This is a genomic window from Thermincola ferriacetica, assembly GCF_001263415.1.
GTDB lineage: Bacteria > Bacillota > Thermincolia > Thermincolales > Thermincolaceae > Thermincola > Thermincola ferriacetica.
This window is the reverse complement of record NZ_LGTE01000024.1, coordinates 25,974-43,326: the sequence shown is the minus strand read 5'-3', so window position 1 is coordinate 43,326 and position 17,353 is coordinate 25,974. Positions and strand designations below refer to the sequence as shown.

The following is a 17,353-nucleotide window of genomic DNA, read 5'->3' as shown; positions in this document are numbered from 1 at the left end:
CGGAGCTCGGGCTATACTCCGGGGTGTGTTCACCATACCAACGTAGTCTCCAAAAGACTTGGGCTAGTCAACCCGAGGCTTACGGTATCCTCCCGCAAGCCTCCGGCCTTGCCGGAGGTGGTTGACTGTCTTAGAAACTCACGGTCTGGCTGTCCCTCGGCGAGCACCACCATGTGGGCGCAACCTTGTCGGCCATTGTCTCCGCCTCGTCGGGGTTCAGGTATGTGGTGCTGAACCCGTTGACCGGGACCTCGAAGGTTACTTCTATGGCGTCGCCGGTTTCCAGGCGCAGCAGATAATATACCATCGATCCCGGCTTGCCGGCGCGTTCGTACTGCCAGAGGTGTTTTACATGGCCGCTGCTGCCCAGGCTGGACGCCAGGGTTTCCACGGGCCAGACGTACATCTGGCCTTTGTCGTCATACCGTTCTATGACATGGTACGCTTCCACCTTTGTAACTTCTACGGGTATCTCATCGCTTGAGCCGTCGCTATAATAGACCACTTTGCGGAAATTGGACCAGCTTACGTCCACCTTCATGTCGCACAGCTCGCCGCTGGGCCGCCGGTGCCAGGCGGTGAACACGTACTTCGGTGTCTTGCTTACCGACACCGTGCCGTGGTACTCCGTTGACGCCAGAGTACGGCCTCCGCCTCCACCTCCGCCACCGCTACCGCCGCCGGAACCCCTGCCGCTGCCGGACGGGTTGGACAGGGTCAGGGTGGCAATACCGCCAGGACCCCAGGGCGTTGCAGTGTTAAAGCTCGTATAGCCTTTGCTGACGAAATACTCAATACCACCCATATAATCTATTATTGCCCTGTCCAGAGTAACGTCCTTTCCGGTACCTTTCTGCCACGCCAACTGCACGCCGGATATGCCGTATGCCTTGTTGATCAGGTAGGTGCTGCCTTCTTTGGGGATACCGGCGGCATCCAGGGCGGCCCGGACCTCCTTGGACAGGCTGCTGCCGTTTAAGGCCATACGCCCGTCGGTCGGGCTGTTCCCGAACACGTCGCCCAGCACCGTCACCTTCTGCCCGTTCGCCAGGGTGATCTGCAGCGGCTGCTGGTTCTTGTACTGCGTGCCCGCGTATGCCGCGGGGGGTTGTTTTGGGGCCAAAGAGTTATTATTGTTACTCCTTCCGCTTCCCGGCGTGGTACTGCCGCTGGCAGGGCTGGACCAGCCGGAGCTGGTTGTTGACTTACTGCTGGTACTGGTTGACTTACTGCTGGTACTGGTTGACTTACTGCTGGTGCTGGTTGACTTGCTGCTGGTGGTTGATTTACTGCTGCTGGTCGATTTACTGCTGGATGATTTACTGCTGGAAGATTTACTGGTTGTCGCCGCGGTGGCCGACATCACTGCCGATGCCGTGAAAAGCATCACAACCGCCAGTGTCAGTGCTGTCGTTAACCTTGTCCTCCGCAAGGAGCCTTACCTCCTTTCCTGCTTTATATATTTGAAACCGGCGCTGTGCCCGTATCAAACCACCCACCCCCTGCCGGGCGTAAACTAGCCGGTACAAAAAAGAAAACCAGCGGACATCTGCCGCTGGTTCAGGTTGGGGTTATTATTTTTTTGAACCGGCTTTTTGTACTATCTCGAACAAACGCTTATGTCTATAGTATATGGGAAAAAACTTCCCATCTCAATAAAATATGAGTAAAAAATTAAAAAATTTACCCATAAACTAGCCGGTACAAAAAAGAAAACCAGTGACATCTGCCGCTGGTTCAGGTTGGGGTTATTATTTTGCCTTTTTCTATTATCTCATCGTGGAGAAAATCTCCCCGGCCTGCTTTTTTGTTCTGTTCGGTAGAATACGGCCTCGGTGACAGGTCGTAGTCTATCTCCTCTGCCAGCTCCTTCAGGCGTACCGTTTCTTCTATCCTGTCCTTGCCGAAGTCAGGGCCTATGACCGCCAGGTCTATGTCGCTGTCCTCATCAGCTTTGCCGGCAGCGTATGACCCGAACAGTATCGCTTTGTCAATCCTTATATTTTTGCTTCGCAATAGTTTGATGTATCGGTCGATAATTATTTCAGCCTGCTTTGGAGCCATAATATTACCTCCCCGGTCTCGCGAACCACTTCTGCAGCGTATTCCCTTTCGGAGTTGACGGCAGACGGTAAACCCTGCATCTCTTTTGACCACACGGGCGCGTGGGGAACCTTTCCCACCTCATCAACTCCGCTCTATATCTGTTTTAGCATAATATATCCTCCAGAAACCATTCTCTGTTCATATTCTTCCCTGCTTAAAGGACAGTCTAGCAAATCACAAAAATCCTGCAATGTTAGCCGGCACTGCTTTGCCATCTTTTTCAGGTTGTCCAAAGATATATCCTTATGGCTAGTCCCATGACTGGTCTTAGTCCAGATACTTGTTTTTTTACCAGAAAGAGAATAGTAAACAAATTTTCTGTGATCGTTATTATTTTTCCGAAAACCTTTATTCTCCAAAGCCGTTTCTACGTCTTTTCTTGGACGAACAATCCTCAACTTCTTTTAACCTCCTTGACAAGCGCCCTCAATCGTTCTCTCAGGTTTTTAGCGTCCTCGGACAAAGTTTGTTCAGGCACATCCACATATTCCTTCCATAACCAAACGAGATCGGACTGTAACTGCTGTATTGCTTCCTCTCTTTTAACATCAGCTGCAATTATGTTAAATTCCGGTAGCTCGAAAACAATTTCTTGCAATTCTTCATCAAATACCGCTTCTATTTCTAACGGAGTATTTAATACTAGAACAGTATCGTCACTTGCTACCAAGGTTAGTTTTAAGGGACGAAGGTCAAGTTCTGCTATTTCAAACACTTCGACTATTTTGTCCGGTTGCCCATTTGAATCAAGTTGCACTTTACCATACACCTGAATTAAGTCTCTAAGGTTTTGTATAACGAAATCTTCTAATTCAGGATCATAATAACAATCCAAAACCCGTTGAGTAGGTTTGTAGTCAATAGCCAAGCGGTTTTCATCCAAATGCAAACGCACCAATTCACCCGTTATTACGCGATATTCAATTTGTTTTTCAACCAACAAATTTCCAATGTTTTGGCGGACTTTGCCATTTAAGTAACCTGTATAGGGCACACCAATACCGCTTAATGACAACTGCCACTCATCGCCAACTTTTGGACAAAAAGATTCGATAGACCTAAGTATCCTTCTGCGGTGCAAGCTATCAGGCACTAGCTCATTTAATGGAGTTGATGTCTGATTGGAAAGCGTATCAACAATGTGTAAAAACTTTTTACATGAAACTAAACCAATATCTTTTTCAAATACCGCCAATTGCGGTGGTTCGGCTACCTGTACAACAACTTCATAACTCCCCGGCTTTTCCAAAACTCTGCGCAATTCACAGGCTTTTTGAATATCGTTGGGAACCCTGACCTTCTTTTTTATATCATAATGTTTTTCTGACAAAGCAATATAGTAAACTGTTTGTTGAATTCCCTTTAAAATGTCGGCAAGCAACAACAAAGGAATCTGGTTGTCATTTGTTTCCGGTCCTTCAATTTTGACAATAAATTGGCGTTCGTTCACCATTTTTTACCCACCTGACATTTTTGTTTATATTTTAGCACTCAGAAAAAGTACGTTCAACACTTTTAGTATTTGCTGTTTTTCTCCTCAAAAATCGACTGACCACCAGGTTCCTGTGAAATCCTTGACAAAACAAAAACGCAGGCTATAATAAAAATCAAAAAGGGAATAATGTTACCAGCGGCTCGCGTTCCCCGACCGGGGTTTTCAATCAGACCCTTAAAACTGCGGCAACAGTTTTAAGGGTTTTGAACTACTTGCGCCGGTCCGATATGGCAACCACGAGGTTAAGCAGGAGCACAACCACGATAATAATTTGAATTGCATCTGATGTTGCTATCACCCGCCTCACCTCCCTTTGGGTTTATTTCCCCCGGTCGGTGAGGCCCGCCAGCAACCTATCCCCCGCAAAAAAAACGAAGGGAGAGGCGAAAACCTCTCCCTCAATGCTTACGGCTTTTTGTTCGGGTCATACGGGATCACCCTCAGCCAGGGGTCCTTGTCAAGGCGCTCGATCATGTACGCCGGGCCGTCTGTGAATTTGATTATGTTCAGCCATGGGCTGCGGCCATCACCCCATATGGAGGCGATTTTCCATTTGCCGCCCTGCTTTACAAACAGGGCATGTTTTCCACCATAATCTGCAGGGCTGCCGGGAACAGTTTGTACTGTATCGTCGCCTATGGTGTTGCCGTCAACATAAGTGTTAGAGCCAGCAGCGCGAAAAACCACTTCTACAATAGGACCATGGCCAATAAGGTTGACCACTTCTATTTTAGAAAAAGTCAGATACCATACATCTTGGCCGTAGCCCTCGTCCTGGGCCACCTTCAGCGGCAGGGTGCCGGCTATGCCATAGCCGGGGTTCGTTTCCGGCGAAACGCCCACGCTGCAGGCATAAGTCAGGCGGTCACTGTTCTCCACATCCCATCTCAGACTGTACAACCCCTCCGGGTGCATACGGATCTCGCGGTTGTAGTCGGTGAGCAGGCCGGCAGTTTCCGCCTGCCACTGCTTGAAGGCGGCCTCGAAGTCTTCGTTGTACACCATCTTTGCCTGGTAGTCGGGGAACCAGGCTTTCTGCATCTTGGTCTCGATGTCGAAATACTGCTTGATCATCTTCCCGGCGGTGTCCCTATCAATGCCGCCATAGATGGGCACGTGTTTGAGCATTTTTATCAGCATGACGGCGGCTTCGGCGCGTCTGGCGTTAGCCGTCGGCCGGAAGGTGCCGTCGGGGTACCCGTGCAGTATGCCCAGGCTTACGGCTTCGGCCACTTCACCGGCGTATTTGGACGCGGGGTTGAAGTCCCTGAAGCTCACCTGCACCGGTTCGGGTTTGGCCGCGCCGGCCAGCCTGGCGGCCCGGGCCATCCACACGGCGATCTCCAGCCGGTTGATGGGCTTGTCGGGATACAGCCTGGGACCGTAGTCCTCCTGTCTAATGATACCTGCCTTGACCAGGCGCAGGACGTTTTTCCCGTACCATGCGCTTTCCTTTACGTCCTCGAAGGGGCTTTCGGCATAGGGCGCGGCTTCCATGTCCAGGGCCTTCACAGTGATGGTGGCGAACTCGCCGCGGGTGATGTTCCAGTCAGGGTTGAGCTTACCGATGAATTTTACTTTCGTGATCCCCAGCCCGCGCCAGTAGTAGATGCCGTCCTTGTCACCCTCCGGCGGATACCCGCCGAACAGTTCGCTGGCCACGGCCAGGGTCAGGTCGTTGACGGCCCAGGCGAAGTCGCCGTCGGGCCGGACGTACCGGTCGTAATCCGCCACGGCATAGCCGTCGGCGGCATATGCGCCGGGTACGGTTATAGAAAGCAGCATGACGGCAGTTAGAACCAGAGTGAGCAGTTTTTTTCTTTTTAACATAGCATCAGCCTCCTTGAAAATTTCTAACCCTCGGGTTCAGCCAGGGTTAGCTGTTCAGCTATTTCCGGCGGTTCGGTTTCAGAGAAGCCAAACTGTTTCAGCACCTTCGGCACCATGTCCGCCGACACCGGCACGCAGCGGGAACGCAGCGCCTTGAAGGGTTTCCCCAGTTTGCCGCAGTACAGCAACTGCCGAACCACAACAAACATCTTTTCCGGTTTTTCCACCAGGTAGAACCCTGGTTGGTCCACAACATGCACCAATGAAACAAAATCTTTATTTACGTATGTAGGAAAATCTTTGTTAATATTTGACATATCTTATCAGACTCCTTCCAGCTTGCTTATCTTTTTTTTGTTGCGTGTTCCGGCGGCAGAAGCGGTGTGTACAGCCCGTACAGCAGGCCCTCCCCGTCGGTGATGGCGTATACTTCCGCGCCCACCGGGATGTCCAGCAGGCGGTCGGTAACGTATGACGCGTACTGGAATTTCGCGCCGGGCGCAGGCTTTACAGTGACGTTTTTTCCGGCTTCTGCGCTGGCGTAGGTAAGCTCTTTGTCCGGAACCGCCTTAACCACGGTACCGTAGTCGGTTACCTGCTCCACCTGCCCGGGCGTAAGGTCCGGCGCACGGGTGTGCTTCGTGAGTACCGGGCCGCGCCCGCCCAGCCACCAGAGGAACAGGATTACCGCCGCCAGGGCGGTAACGGCTGCAGCAGTGATAATTATAATTTTTTTCCTGGTCAAAAAGGCATTCCCCCTTTCAAAAAAAAGACGGCTTCCGCAGCCGTCTTATTGCACTCTTTTAGATTCGCAACAAAAGAACATTCGTGACATCCTCCCCCTACTAAAGTAGGGGGCATCCTTAAGCGGATGGGCGCAGGGTTATCCTGCGCTTCGGTTCGTGGACCGTATGCCGATCCATCCGGAACGACAAGACCACGGGCCTCGCCACCAGGCCACTACTCCCCTTGACGGGAGATACGTTGTACGCCCTCTCGTAGATATTTAGGGCTGCATTGATGTCGGCGTGCGCCGTCCAGCCGCACCTGCACAGGTACAAGCCGCGGCTTTTCCGGTTCGACGGTTTTTCTACACCGCAGGCGTGGCAGGTTATAGACGTGCCGTTTTCGTCGTGCTTCCGCACCGCGATCCCGACCAGCGCCGCTTTGTACACAACCATGTCTGTCAGTTTGTGGAACGCCCATGCGTGCAGCCGCTGGTTCATCCGGCCAAACCTCCTGCCTTCCACCCTGCCGGTCAGGTCGCCGAATACGATCTCGCCCACCCCGCGCATCACACACTCTTCCACAAAGTGCTTGGAGACTATATGCAGCAGGTGTTCTACCTGCCGGCGCTCCTTGCGGGCAATCTGGCGGTAATGCCGGGACATGCGCGGCTGTTCTTTGGACGGGGGTTTGACTTTCGCACGCACTTTCTGCCAATACCGCCGGATTGACTTGATCAGTCTGCCGGAATAGAGAATAGACCCGCCGTCGTCAAATGCCGCCGCCAACAGCACTGTCTCGCCCAGGTCCACTGCCGCCCTGCCGGTACCGGCATTTTCGCATAACTGAACTTCCACCACCAGACGGGCTTCCAGCCGCCCGGTTAGCTTATCGTAGATGATGGAAAGTTCGCGCAGGTTACTTAGGCTTATCCCGGATCGGCGGGAAACGCGAAAGGAAACCCGACGCACGCCGTCCGGGCGGGATGTGCCCAGGCTTACGGTTACCCGGTCACCGACTACTTTAAACCCGCTTTGGACGTATTTTAGCGGTGACAATGCGGTTTTTCGCCGGAAGCCGGGAGCGTTGTGCTTAACACGTCCGTTTTTCTTCAAGGCGAAAAAGGACCTGTACGCCTCCATCACTTCGAGACAGGTCATCCGCACGGACAGGGAATAGTAGCCTTTCGCCTGGGGAAGTTCTTTGATTATTCGGTTGATGTTCGACCAACTCAGGTTTACCTTGCCGGTCTCTTTCGATCCTTCCCGCAGATGCCACAGCAGGCCGTTGTAAACTTTGGTGGCACAAAACATCGCGTCTTTCAGAACGGCTTCGGTTTCTCTATCGGCATGTACCTGTGCCTTCACCGTTAGAAACAATATCTGGTCACCCCCTTTTTTCAGAAAAACGAGGGGGTCCGTGTATCCCCTCAATGAATTAAGGGGAATTACTGCCCCCTCGCGCTCCTCCATTCTTTAAAAAATCGATGATAAAAAGCCCCAACACAAAAACAATCAATAAAACTTGCGCAGAAGTATCTGATGCTGCAAAACCTATCGCACCCACCTGAACAAATGGAGCTATAAACGAACCAATTATAACAGTAGCAGTTTGCTTTTTAGTCCAAGATGTTTCTCGAACGATATTAAGCATAAACATTACAACTATAGCTACTGACAAGTCCATTATCATAGCCCAGACAAAAACTTGCCTCAACTTTATCCAAAACACTTCCGGCTGGCTATGATGGTACATTTTTACAATCCCTGGCCATAAGTAAGCATATCCCTTAACCATAATTCCCGATACAACTAATAAAACCAAAAAATTTTTAAGCACCAACCATTTCCTCATAGAAAACCGGGCAGCTTCCTCACCGGAATTCATTCCGGGGAGGAAGCTGCCCTTTCCCTCCCTTCTTTCCTCTTCTGCAGCCGTCCTGTTTGCGTACTGCATGTTTTGCCCCTGTTCCAGCCCTGCATAGTCAGGCCGGAAATTTTGCAACAAACCCATGTTCCAGCCCTGTATAGTTAGGCCGGAAACCCGTCTGTGAACACCCGGTCTTATGCGGTTTTCTGCTGTTTCCGGCTTGCTTTTTGTCGTCGATCCCCAATAGCGTTAAAACGCCGGGACTTCGACGACACGTTATGTGCTTGTCGGGCTGTCCGGCCCCGCCTTCCCTGCTTCCCAGGGAGTCCAGACCGGAGGTTTCCCGCTTTCTGCGGAGGCTTGGTGAGCGTTACCGGGCCTGCACGAAGTCCCGCCGGCACTTCTCACCCTCGGACGCCGAATCGCCCGAAAACAGTTCTGTCTGCGATGATTCAGTTGAAAAGCCCGGTTATCCAGTCCCGCACAAACTCCCAGGCATATGCCATGCCGGACTTTATCCGATCAACAAGACTGGTGAACACGCTTTTCTTTTCGCTTTTCGTCATTGTATTTGCCAGGAAGCTGTTAGGCTTGGCTTCATTTATGCTGGTGACAATATCCGGTTTACTGCCCTGCGGGACCGATGCGCTGGTTACCGCCCTGACTCGCAGCCATGACCCGCCGGTCGCGCCGGATGTTTTGCCGTTGCCGGCTGTGGCGGCGAATAACGGCTGGGCTGTCAGCAACAATGCCAGCAACGCGATAATTGCCATACCTGAAATTTTTCTGAACACTTTCACACCCCCTTTTTTTGTAAGACTGACCGTTTTTGTGCTGGTATTCAGCCCGGAACGGTCAAACCGGTTTAGTGTCCCTCGACAATACAGGCAGGGCTTAGGGGTTTCCCCCGTGGCATTAAGCGGTTCTGCCGAATTTCCCCGGGCTGGGACCGGCACCCGGGTGGTTCTTCTAGCCCCGCCTGTGTAGCCCTATATTACACAGGGCTCAGTCTAGTCAACCTGTTACCCTCACCCCCGCCAAGGCAAGCCCCGGACTTCAGTCGGGGTGGTTGACGCTGGCCGAACCGCTGCCGCTGAACAGAACGGGCTTGTCGCCGAAAAAGGTTTTTATGCTCATGTTCAGTGTGCCCGTTACAGTTACGGCGCGCCGGTTCAGGGTGACACCGGTAATCTGCACCATTGGCCGCAGGTTCGGCGGCAGGTTTAACATAACCACTTCCCTGGCCGCCTGCACCGCATCGGCAGCCAGCGTTACGCTGCCGCTGCTTTCCGCCGCCGTCAGGTCGATCCTGGCCGCGGCTGTTTCCGCCCCGGCGGTAAGGGCTTTTAAAAAAGCGCTCCTTGCGGCTATGGCCTGGGATACGGAATGGCTGTAGCTGACCAGCATGATCATAATTACCAGCAGGCCCAGCCCCAGTACCAGCACGCCTGCAGAACCGCGCTCGCTTTTGATTAAGTTTCGCAGTGTTTTAATAGCTATCTTACCTCCTTTTCCAGCCCTGCACAGCCAGGCCGGAAACTGGCCAGCAATGGGCCTGTTCGGGTCTGCGGGTTTAGTTCCAGCCCTGTATAGTTAGGCCGGAAACGATTACCTTCCGGAGAAGCACCCACGCTGCAGGGATAGGGGTTCCAGCCCTGTATAGTTAGGCCGGAAACCCGTGCCCCGGTTGGAAATTGGAGCACTTTAGCTGTTTGGTTCCAGCCCTGCATAGTCAGGCCGGAAACCCGTTTGTGAACACCCGGTCCTATGCGGTTTTCTGCTGTTTCCGGCTTGTTTTTTGTCGTCGATCCCCAATAGCGCCAAAACGCCGGGACTTCGACGACACGTTATGTGCTTGTCGGGCTGTCCGGCCCCGCCTTCCCCTTACCAGGGAGTCCAGGCCGGAGGTTTCCCGCTTCCGCGGAGGCTTGGTGAGCGTTACCGGGCCTGCACGAAGTCCCGCCGGCACTTCTCACCCTCGGACGCCGAATCGCCCGAAAGAAAACATCAGCTTGCCGATGTCTGCTGTTCCGGGATGCTGTCCCGGGCCAATACCGCTATGTTCAGCGCGGCGTTATACTCCAGGCTTATTCTGGCCCCGCACTCCTTGCAGGCCAGGAATTCGGTGTTGTCTCCCACGTTTTCCGGGGCGGAATACCCGCACTCGGAACAGGTGTGCCACGCTTTGGCCCGGTCTCCGGGCTTTTCTACTATTTCTACGTCAATGCCCTGTTCTGCGGCCTTATACCCTATTTTCTGCACCAGGTCGGACCAGGGCCATGCTTTAAGCGCGCCTGACATCCCCAGCGCGGACATGTCGGCCAGCCTTATTTTGCCGCACCGGTTGGCAGCGGCGATCCGGACTATCCGCCTGCTGTATTTGTGGTTGATGGCATCGCGGATGTTTGCAGTTTTCCCGGCCAATACCCTGGTGGCCTTGAGCCTGCGTTTCCTGCCGTGGCCGGTCACGCCTGCAGTCCGCTGCATCTCTCTGCGCCGGGCAGTGATGGCCCGAATCTTTTTCTCCGCGGCCTCGATCTCGCCGGCGGGGATGCTTCCCCGTTTCGGCGAAAAGGAAAAAGCCCAGTATACCGCCTCGCCGGTGGCAAGGTTCACACCCATGACACGTTCCTGGTCCAAACCGGGAGCAGGGTCTTTGGTTATTGTGTATGAGACTATGCAGAACCATTTCTTTTTTCTGGGATGTTTGATGATCTGCATAACTCCCTGCTTATACTTTCCTTCCACGATGCGCCGGAATACAGCCTTTTTCGGCGCGTCACCAGCATCGAGCAGAACAGTGAACCGGCGACAGGCGGCATCCTTTCCCAACAGCGTGATTTCCGCGCAATATTCCGGCGGTTCGCCTTTCGCGATATACAAACTATAGTTCTGGTTAGCTACCTGAACAGGAGTCCCCAGGCGGAAGGAGGGTACAGACTTCTGCAGGCGCATGACCTCACGCAAGTCTGTCTGCCATCGTTTCAAGGCAAACTGGTTTGTCTGGCTGACGTTGGAAGATGCCATCAGCGGGTACATCTCCCGCAGCCGGTGGTATACCACGTTCCGGAAGCTCTGGCCGTATATCTCTTTGTCCTGCGGGTACCTGCCGTGCTCGGCTTTGTACCGGTTCCGCATGACATTGTGCTCCCAGTACATCTGGACCGCTGCGTTGCACATTAGAGTTGTGTGATATGACAGGTCGTTCAGTATCCTGCCAAACTCATCCCACGAAAAATTTAAAGGCTTGATAATCTGAAAGCGCACAGCTTTGGTCACCTGCAACATGACCACCCCCTTTTTTTTTACGATTTTTCCCGGATCGGAACCACTGCCTGACCGACCAGATCAAAAGTCCTGAGCGTGCCTCCCGTGCCGTTGAACACCTTCAGCGGCAGGTGGTAGTTAACGGTCACGGACAGCATTTTGTCCGGGGCCACGCCGGTTTCGACGGCTGTAACGGTAACAACGCTCGGATCTGTCCAGCCGGGCAGTGCGCCGGCAGCAAACCCCCGGGCGACTGACACTGCTTTCGGTACCGGGTCCTCGGCCACCGAGCCCGCCCTGGCCGCTTCAAAGGCCGCCTGCTGGACGGCGATCTTGGCGTTCCACAGCAGGGTCAGGTTGAGGGACAGGGATACAACAGCCATCAGAACAATCAGCACCATAGTCGCTGACAGAAGATTGGTCAGGCCGCGCTCGTCGCGGATGAATTTTTTTATCAGCTTCAGCAAAAACATACACCTCCTCAAGAAAAAAGGACGGCGTTCTGCCGTCCTGATTACTCCAGATTGTCCAGGGAAAAATCATTTTGTTTCGGTTTGAATGTTTTTTCCTGCGCTGCCGGTACCTGTCCTGGCCCCGGCATGGACCCTGTTTCGGATTCGCCGCTGTACGTTCCGCCGATTCCTTCCGGGCCGGAATTGCCGGCAAAACTTACAGGTGCCATACTTCGGTCAAGTCCGCTTCCACCGGAACTTCCGCCACCCGGCGGCGGCTCGTTTGACTGCCGCCAGGTTGCCGGCACCTGGTTTTCTGCTGCCGCACCCGATGCACCGTATTTCTGCAGCAGGCCCGGCATGCCTGCCGGGCTGAAGGTGTTCTGCGCCACTATCCGCCCGGCGCGGAACAGCGCCTGCGGGGTTGATGCGGTACCCGTGGCTTTCTGCAACCCACCTGCCAGGTTGGTGCCGTAGGCCCGGGAGTTAAACCAGGTTTTCCGCGCCAGGCCGGCTGATGTACCGACTCCGCGGATTATGCCGCCCGTTATCGCCCCGGCGGCCTGGCCGGCCATCACGCCCAGGTGCTCACCACCCGGCACGGCGGCGGTCACAAGGCTGCCGGCGGCAGCGCCTGCCGTTGACACGCCTGCGGCCATAACACCGCCCCACTTGGCGGCGTTATATGACGACCGGTACAGTGTCCCCATTGCCGGGCTGCCGGAGAAGTCCGCGGTACCGCCGCCAAGGCTGCCGCTGCCTCCTGCCCCGGCCATGCCTTCCGGTTTGGGCATCTTATTGAAATCGGCCATGGCCTGTTTATTGCCGCGCAGGACCTGAGACATGCCCATAAGAGCGCCGCCGCCGGCAAAAGCCAGGGCCCTGCCGGCAATGCCCGCCTCGTTCACACCGGACCAGCGGGAGACCAGGGACTGCAGTACGTTGCGGATCACTTCCGCTATCGAAGTAATCATAAACAGCCAGACAATCACGTCAATCCATGTTGCCTCGGCCAGGTTCACAAACGAGAGGAACACGGAGAACACCAGCGCATAGGCTGTCTGCATAAAGAAGTTGCTGGCCAGCTCGCCGAACAGCACGGACAGCGGCTGCGGCTCGCCGCGGATGGACCACAAGTACACTGCTACCGGGGCGAACACCAGCATAATAATCAGCATGATCTTCCGTATCTTGAACAGAAAATTTATCCACGCCTGAATGCCCAAAAGCACAAGTTTGGCTATGGCCGTGCCCAGTATGCTGCCGGTGTGCAGGCCGGATATGAAACTGCCGCCGGCACCATAATCGCCCAACTGCCGGACAGCTTCCGCGCCGGACACGTTCCTGGCAACACCCTGGATTGTATCGACAAATGCGGTGTTCAGGCCGGAAAATACCATGAACAGATACGGTATGGCTGCCACCAGGACCAGGGCGATAAACCACCGGCCCACGTCCTGGGCGAGTCCGGCCCTGGCCGCAGGGTTGTACGCTGCATAGGCGGCTGTTTTTATAAACGTGTAGAACACGCTAATTATCAGCAGCGACATTGTGGCTCCTGCTATGCCCACATACCATTTCTGCGCCGTTGCCCATTCGCCTGCCGTTAACGGCGACACATCCGCATCCCCGGATGCGTCATATATCAGCTTGTCCAGCGTCTGGATTCCGCCCACCTCACCCAGCCATTCCAGAGGTGCAACCAGGCCGTTAATTATTGTCGCGATAAAACTTTCTCCCAAACTGCCCTTGTCCTCCAATGGCTGCTTGGAAAGCTGTTTTTGCTGCTGGTCCTCCCCGGCAGCGTACACCATGGCAGGCACCAGCGCCATGACCAGCACTGTCAGTATCAGCGCCAGGGTTATTGTTTTTTGCATTCTAAGCATGTCTCCGCACCTCCGCAGCAACTTTGTCCGGCCTTGTGTCGATGTACTTCATCTCGAAGTCCAGCGGCGTTATTTTTATTGCGTGCAGCCGCCCGTCGGCCAGCATGATGCCTTCGCCCGGCCCGCAGCCGTTCAGGAACTCGCCGCTGCCGCCGGACAGCCTGAAGTGGTCGCAGACCATCTCAACTACCGACGGGTTCTGGCGCAGCAGGATTACCGTGCTGCAGTTGTTGATTATGGCCCTGCCTGATTCGCTGGACAAAAATTCTTCCACCTGCTGGCTGGCAACGGTCAGGGAAAACCTGTAGTGCCGCCCGCGCCGGGCGTAGTTCTCCAGGAACCCGGCGGCCAGAGGGTGTTTGGTGAACATCCAGCACTCGTCGTTTTCTATCACCTTTTTGATGCTCTTGTCAAGCTTCAGCACAAACTCGTGCCAGACCCAGGTGTAGATAACAAAAGAGGCATACAGCCGGGTGGTGTCGTCCTTGATATGGGACAGGTCGAAGTTAATGTGAGATGTGTCATGCAGTTTTACTGTAGAAGTGCAGTCGAACATGCCCTTTTCCCCTGTGCGCAGGAAGGGTTTCAGATAAATCGCCATGTCCTCCGCACCCATGTTCCTGAGTTCTTCGGCCAGTTCGGTCAGCGTGGGCATGGCTTTTTTGACATAACCAACCTTGATTTCGTCTCCCTGCACGCCGGGCGCTGGCTCGTACAGGCTGTCGGGATTGCTGTCTATCCCGCGTTTGGCGTACAGCGCGCCTATGGCGTCCGTCAGTATTGCGCTCTCCCGCGCGGTGAGGCTTATCCGGCCTTCCAGTTCGACCATGGTCGTGATGAGAGCTTTAATCTCGGCAATTTTGTCGGCCACGTTCGCCGTCTCCTGCCCGGTTTCCGTTTCTTCGACAGACAGTTCAAAGGGGTTGATGCCGGATACCTGTCCGGGTTTTATGGGGATGTTTATGCCGCCGGTAAACGGTACCATCCGGGCATATTCGCCGTTTACGTCTATGGTGACGTACCGGCTGCCGTTTATTGCTCCGCGCAGGAGCATTACCTTCAGCGTTGTGCTTTTGCCTGCGCCGGAGTACCCGAACACGGCAATGTGCGGGTTCATCAGTTCCGGCGGGCCGACAAACTGGTCGTAAAACATCATGGAGCCGGTGAAATAGTTCCGGCCAAGCCAGATGCCGTTCGGGTGGTTCAGGGCCGAGCCGGTGATGGGCAGCATGGATATTGTATTGCCCGTCGTGCCGTTCTGCCAGGGCCGGGTTATGCCGGAGTGGCACATGCCCAGCAGGCTTCTGAAACCTTGGTACTGCCGATAGTCCAGGGATATTATCCGCACGTCGCTCCGGGCCAGTATGTCGCCCAGGGCCACACTGCGCGCGTTCAGTTCGTCGATAGTGTCGGCATATATCCCAAACAGTATCTGAATGGAAAACAGCTTTTCCCTGCCGGTCTGGATGAGTTCGCGCAGGTTTTCATAATCGGCAACGGTCTTTTTAAGCTCAGGCAGGTTCAGGATGTTGCCCCGGTTATCTTCGAGTATATACTGCGACATCTTGTTGGTGATTTTTCTTGTCAGGGTAGCCTTGACCATGGCCGGCTCCTGCGGCTGCAGGTGTATTGCGGTAATCACGCTGCCCATCATATACACATCGTCCAGCCAGGATATATACGTCTGCAGCGGGTAGACGGATACCGCAAACACGCGCAGGTATTTGCTTCCTACCTTCAGGTAGTCTATGTATTCTGTTATGGACGGAGGGTTGATCAAGTTGTCCAGGCCGGGTGTGTTTGCGGTAAACTCGTCGGTTTCCGGCTGCCGCGCCTGTGATGTTCTGTCAAGCAGTCTTTTCAGCACCAATCCCACCCCCTTTTGCGTAATATAAACCGCCGTTCCTGATTGCAGCAGAGGGTTTGAAGGTCTGCTGCGGGTTCAACTGGTCAAAGAAAATATCCGGTATTTCGTCGGTTTTGACCGGCTGGCAGGGGATCTTGGCCCTGGCCAGTTCGGAGATTACCAGGTCGGCACGGCGGTAAAGCTCGTTCCTGGTTTTGTCCGCGCTGTCCAGCATATCACAGCGGATCACCAGGTATTTTTCGTAATCCGGCGTGCCGCGGTTCTCCATCATGGCGCTTAAATACCGCACCATTTGTTCCGCGTAGCTCCGCAACTGCGGGCTTAACCGGTTGATATTCAGGCTCTGTACAACGCCGTTTACCGCCATCCTGGTATCGGTCTGGCGGCTGATAACCACCACCTGAACCGGAAAGTTTACTGTCCGGGCCAGGGACAGCAGCACGTCCTCGACGGACTGCTGCTCGCCTTCGGTGAGCAGGTGAAAATCGATACTGCCCAAACGCAGGTAGATGCACATATGGGTATCGTATTCAGCTATGCCGTTTTTGATGTTTTTCAGGCCGAGCAAAGGGTTCTGCACCCGGGAAATTTCCTCGGACTTCTGTTCCGCTGCTTTACCGGCGTAACCGACACTGCCTTTCAGGGCTTTCTTGTTCATGTAAAAAATTGCCGCGCCCATTAACGCGGACAGCACAAGAAACATTACGGTTATTGCTGTTGACATAGGAAAAGCGGCAGAACCCTGCCTGCCGCTTTTTCACCTCCTCATGTGGCGCTGGAGGCCCCGGCTTTTAAGCCTAGGGAGGAAAGCGCCTTAAATTTGTCCCCCGTAAAGGGGAGGGGGTTTACGCCCCCTGTGCCCGTAAGGGCCTTGTGACGGGCTGAGGCGGACTCTCCTCAGCCTCCCTCCTCGCCAATGTTACCGGGCGGCCGTCTCCCGGCGGCACTGCTCGCTACACCCCCCAGCTCGCTGTTTAACCGCCGGGTTGCAGGGTCTCGGGACTGGAGGAGCATCCCGGAGTGCGAACTTCGGCTCTCCCCGGTAACGTAGGACCTTCATCCCCTTGTCCTTCGAGTCAGGCCTCTGAGGCTGGTCATAGCGAGGCCTTTTTTGGGCCTACGGCTAAAGCCTGGAGGACAAGCCCCCGGCTTCAGCCGTGGGGTCTATGACCCCCTTTTTTAGTTTGGGTATTGAATTTTGCCCGCGTTCCCAAAAAATCTGGAACGGTAGTATATGTACTGAATGAAGTTCAGGTCCCCCACCCGGACCACGGCAAATATGACCCCGGCTATGGCGGCCAGTATGATCCCTGCTATCCGCAGGACCAGCGGCAGCCACGTCATAGAAAGAAGTGTTGGGGTAACTATTATCAATACCACACCCATACAAACGGCCTGGTAAATATCAATTATACCGCCCAGGATTTTGATGTTCAGTTCCGTTTCGTAGGGCATTTTGAATATTCGCACAAGCCCGACCTCCAATTATTGCAAATTATTGCCCAGGCCCATGATGAAGCCGGCCAGGAACAGGGCCCCGCCAAGACCTACGCCAGCCACCACTATATACAACAACGACTGCACTGTCTTGGCACGCTCCGTGGGGTTACCGGAGGTGACTGCCAGGCGGAAGAAAGCAAACAACAGCGTTGCAAATACTACTGCTGAGCCCAGGGGTTCACCTACATCCTGCACCAACTTAATGATTTTGTCGCCCAGGTCTTTGGCTGACGGATTTGGAAGTTGTTCCGCAAAGGCCACATGTGCAAACAGGGCAACGAGAGAAACAACCAACAGCATAATTATCAGTGTTTTTCTCTTATTGAACATGAAACCATCTCCTTTTTGGTTTTAG

Annotated in this window: 19 protein-coding genes; 1 reads left to right on the top strand and 18 read right to left on the bottom strand. The window is 54.2% G+C overall.

The window, feature by feature from the left end; genetic code table 11:
- Positions 1–130: 130 nt before the first annotated feature.
- Positions 131–1,123: a hypothetical protein gene (locus tag Tfer_RS13100; RefSeq protein ID WP_052218790.1), complete on the bottom strand. Its 993-nt coding sequence runs from the start codon at positions 1,121–1,123 to the stop codon at positions 131–133.
- Between the two features lie 10 nt (positions 1,124–1,133).
- Between Tfer_RS13100 and Tfer_RS13095 the strand changes: the two genes are divergently transcribed.
- Positions 1,134–1,520, top strand: a complete 387-nt coding sequence (locus Tfer_RS13095) for a hypothetical protein (protein ID WP_052218789.1) — start codon at positions 1,134–1,136, stop codon at positions 1,518–1,520.
- Between the two features lie 217 nt (positions 1,521–1,737).
- Here the strand turns inward: Tfer_RS13095 and Tfer_RS13090 are convergent, their stop codons facing one another.
- From Tfer_RS13090 to Tfer_RS13005, 17 genes are all read right to left on the bottom strand, one after another.
- Positions 1,738–2,064 carry a nucleotidyltransferase domain-containing protein gene (locus tag Tfer_RS13090; RefSeq protein WP_052218788.1) on the bottom strand — a complete coding sequence of 109 codons (327 nt, stop codon included), beginning with the start codon at positions 2,062–2,064 and terminating at the stop codon, positions 1,738–1,740.
- Between the two features lie 134 nt (positions 2,065–2,198).
- The gene (locus tag Tfer_RS13085) at positions 2,199–2,504 is read right to left on the bottom strand and encodes a hypothetical protein (protein WP_052218787.1); all 306 of its coding nucleotides are present in this window, start codon (positions 2,502–2,504) and stop codon (positions 2,199–2,201) included.
- Positions 2,501–3,559, bottom strand: coding sequence for a hypothetical protein (locus Tfer_RS13080; RefSeq protein ID WP_052218786.1), 1,059 nt, complete (start codon positions 3,557–3,559; stop codon positions 2,501–2,503). The genes Tfer_RS13085 and Tfer_RS13080 overlap by 4 nt, the downstream gene beginning before the upstream one ends.
- A 447-nt stretch (positions 3,560–4,006) precedes the next feature.
- Entirely contained in the window at positions 4,007–5,431 is a 1,425-nt protein-coding gene (locus Tfer_RS13075) for an S-layer homology domain-containing protein (protein WP_052218785.1), read from the bottom strand.
- 23 nt (positions 5,432–5,454) lie between these two features.
- Positions 5,455–5,748, bottom strand: a complete 294-nt coding sequence (locus tag Tfer_RS13070) for a hypothetical protein (RefSeq protein WP_052218784.1) — start codon at positions 5,746–5,748, stop codon at positions 5,455–5,457.
- A 26-nt stretch (positions 5,749–5,774) separates the two neighbouring features.
- Positions 5,775–6,176 carry a hypothetical protein gene (locus tag Tfer_RS13065; protein ID WP_052218783.1) on the bottom strand — a complete coding sequence of 134 codons (402 nt, stop codon included), beginning with the start codon at positions 6,174–6,176 and terminating at the stop codon, positions 5,775–5,777.
- 118 nt (positions 6,177–6,294) lie between these two features.
- A complete protein-coding gene (locus Tfer_RS16120) occupies positions 6,295–7,536 on the bottom strand; it encodes an RNA-guided endonuclease InsQ/TnpB family protein (protein WP_200901042.1) in 1,242 nt (413 codons plus the stop codon).
- A 58-nt stretch (positions 7,537–7,594) separates the two neighbouring features.
- Positions 7,595–7,996, bottom strand: a complete 402-nt coding sequence (locus Tfer_RS13055) for a hypothetical protein (protein WP_207642455.1) — start codon at positions 7,994–7,996, stop codon at positions 7,595–7,597.
- A 482-nt stretch (positions 7,997–8,478) separates the two neighbouring features.
- Entirely contained in the window at positions 8,479–8,820 is a 342-nt protein-coding gene (locus Tfer_RS13050) for a hypothetical protein (protein ID WP_152909058.1), read from the bottom strand.
- Positions 8,821–9,082: 262 nt separating this feature from the next.
- Positions 9,083–9,472, bottom strand: coding sequence for a hypothetical protein (locus Tfer_RS13045; protein WP_052218780.1), 390 nt, complete (start codon positions 9,470–9,472; stop codon positions 9,083–9,085).
- 561 nt (positions 9,473–10,033) lie between these two features.
- A complete protein-coding gene (locus tag Tfer_RS13035; RefSeq protein WP_052218778.1) occupies positions 10,034–11,314 on the bottom strand; it encodes an RNA-guided endonuclease TnpB family protein in 1,281 nt (426 codons plus the stop codon).
- Between the two features lie 17 nt (positions 11,315–11,331).
- Positions 11,332–11,760, bottom strand: coding sequence for a TadE/TadG family type IV pilus assembly protein (locus Tfer_RS13030; RefSeq protein WP_152909057.1), 429 nt, complete (start codon positions 11,758–11,760; stop codon positions 11,332–11,334).
- Positions 11,761–11,807: 47 nt separating this feature from the next.
- Complete coding sequence (locus Tfer_RS13025) at positions 11,808–13,631, bottom strand: hypothetical protein (protein ID WP_052218776.1); 1,824 nt, start codon at positions 13,629–13,631, stop codon at positions 11,808–11,810.
- Entirely contained in the window at positions 13,624–15,498 is a 1,875-nt protein-coding gene (locus tag Tfer_RS13020; protein ID WP_052218775.1) for a VirB4 family type IV secretion system protein, read from the bottom strand. Before Tfer_RS13020 ends, Tfer_RS13025 begins: the two co-directional genes overlap by 8 nt.
- The gene (locus Tfer_RS13015; protein ID WP_207642454.1) at positions 15,479–16,201 is read right to left on the bottom strand and encodes a hypothetical protein; all 723 of its coding nucleotides are present in this window, start codon (positions 16,199–16,201) and stop codon (positions 15,479–15,481) included. The genes Tfer_RS13020 and Tfer_RS13015 overlap by 20 nt, the downstream gene beginning before the upstream one ends.
- A 476-nt stretch (positions 16,202–16,677) precedes the next feature.
- Positions 16,678–16,968: a hypothetical protein gene (locus Tfer_RS13010; protein WP_052218773.1), complete on the bottom strand. Its 291-nt coding sequence runs from the start codon at positions 16,966–16,968 to the stop codon at positions 16,678–16,680.
- 15 nt (positions 16,969–16,983) lie between these two features.
- The gene (locus tag Tfer_RS13005) at positions 16,984–17,328 is read right to left on the bottom strand and encodes a hypothetical protein (protein WP_052218772.1); all 345 of its coding nucleotides are present in this window, start codon (positions 17,326–17,328) and stop codon (positions 16,984–16,986) included.
- Between the last annotated feature and the right edge of the window lie 25 nt (positions 17,329–17,353).

Bases quoted from the DNA above. Each gene is read 5' to 3' on its own strand.
- Tfer_RS13090 (WP_052218788.1), bottom strand. From the start codon at position 2,064: ATGGCTCCAAAGCAGGCTGAAATAATTATCGACCGATACATCAAACTA.
- Tfer_RS13080 (WP_052218786.1), bottom strand. From the start codon at position 3,559: ATGGTGAACGAACGCCAATTTATTGTCAAAATTGAAGGACCGGAAACA.
- Tfer_RS13075 (WP_052218785.1), bottom strand. From the start codon at position 5,431: ATGTTAAAAAGAAAAAAACTGCTCACTCTGGTTCTAACTGCCGTCATG.
- Tfer_RS13070 (WP_052218784.1), bottom strand. From the start codon at position 5,748: ATGTCAAATATTAACAAAGATTTTCCTACATACGTAAATAAAGATTTT.
- Tfer_RS13035 (WP_052218778.1), bottom strand. From the start codon at position 11,314: ATGTTGCAGGTGACCAAAGCTGTGCGCTTTCAGATTATCAAGCCTTTA.
- Tfer_RS13025 (WP_052218776.1), bottom strand. From the start codon at position 13,631: ATGCTTAGAATGCAAAAAACAATAACCCTGGCGCTGATACTGACAGTG.
- Tfer_RS13015 (WP_207642454.1), bottom strand. From the start codon at position 16,201: ATGTTTCTTGTGCTGTCCGCGTTAATGGGCGCGGCAATTTTTTACATG.
- Tfer_RS13005 (WP_052218772.1), bottom strand. From the start codon at position 17,328: ATGTTCAATAAGAGAAAAACACTGATAATTATGCTGTTGGTTGTTTCT.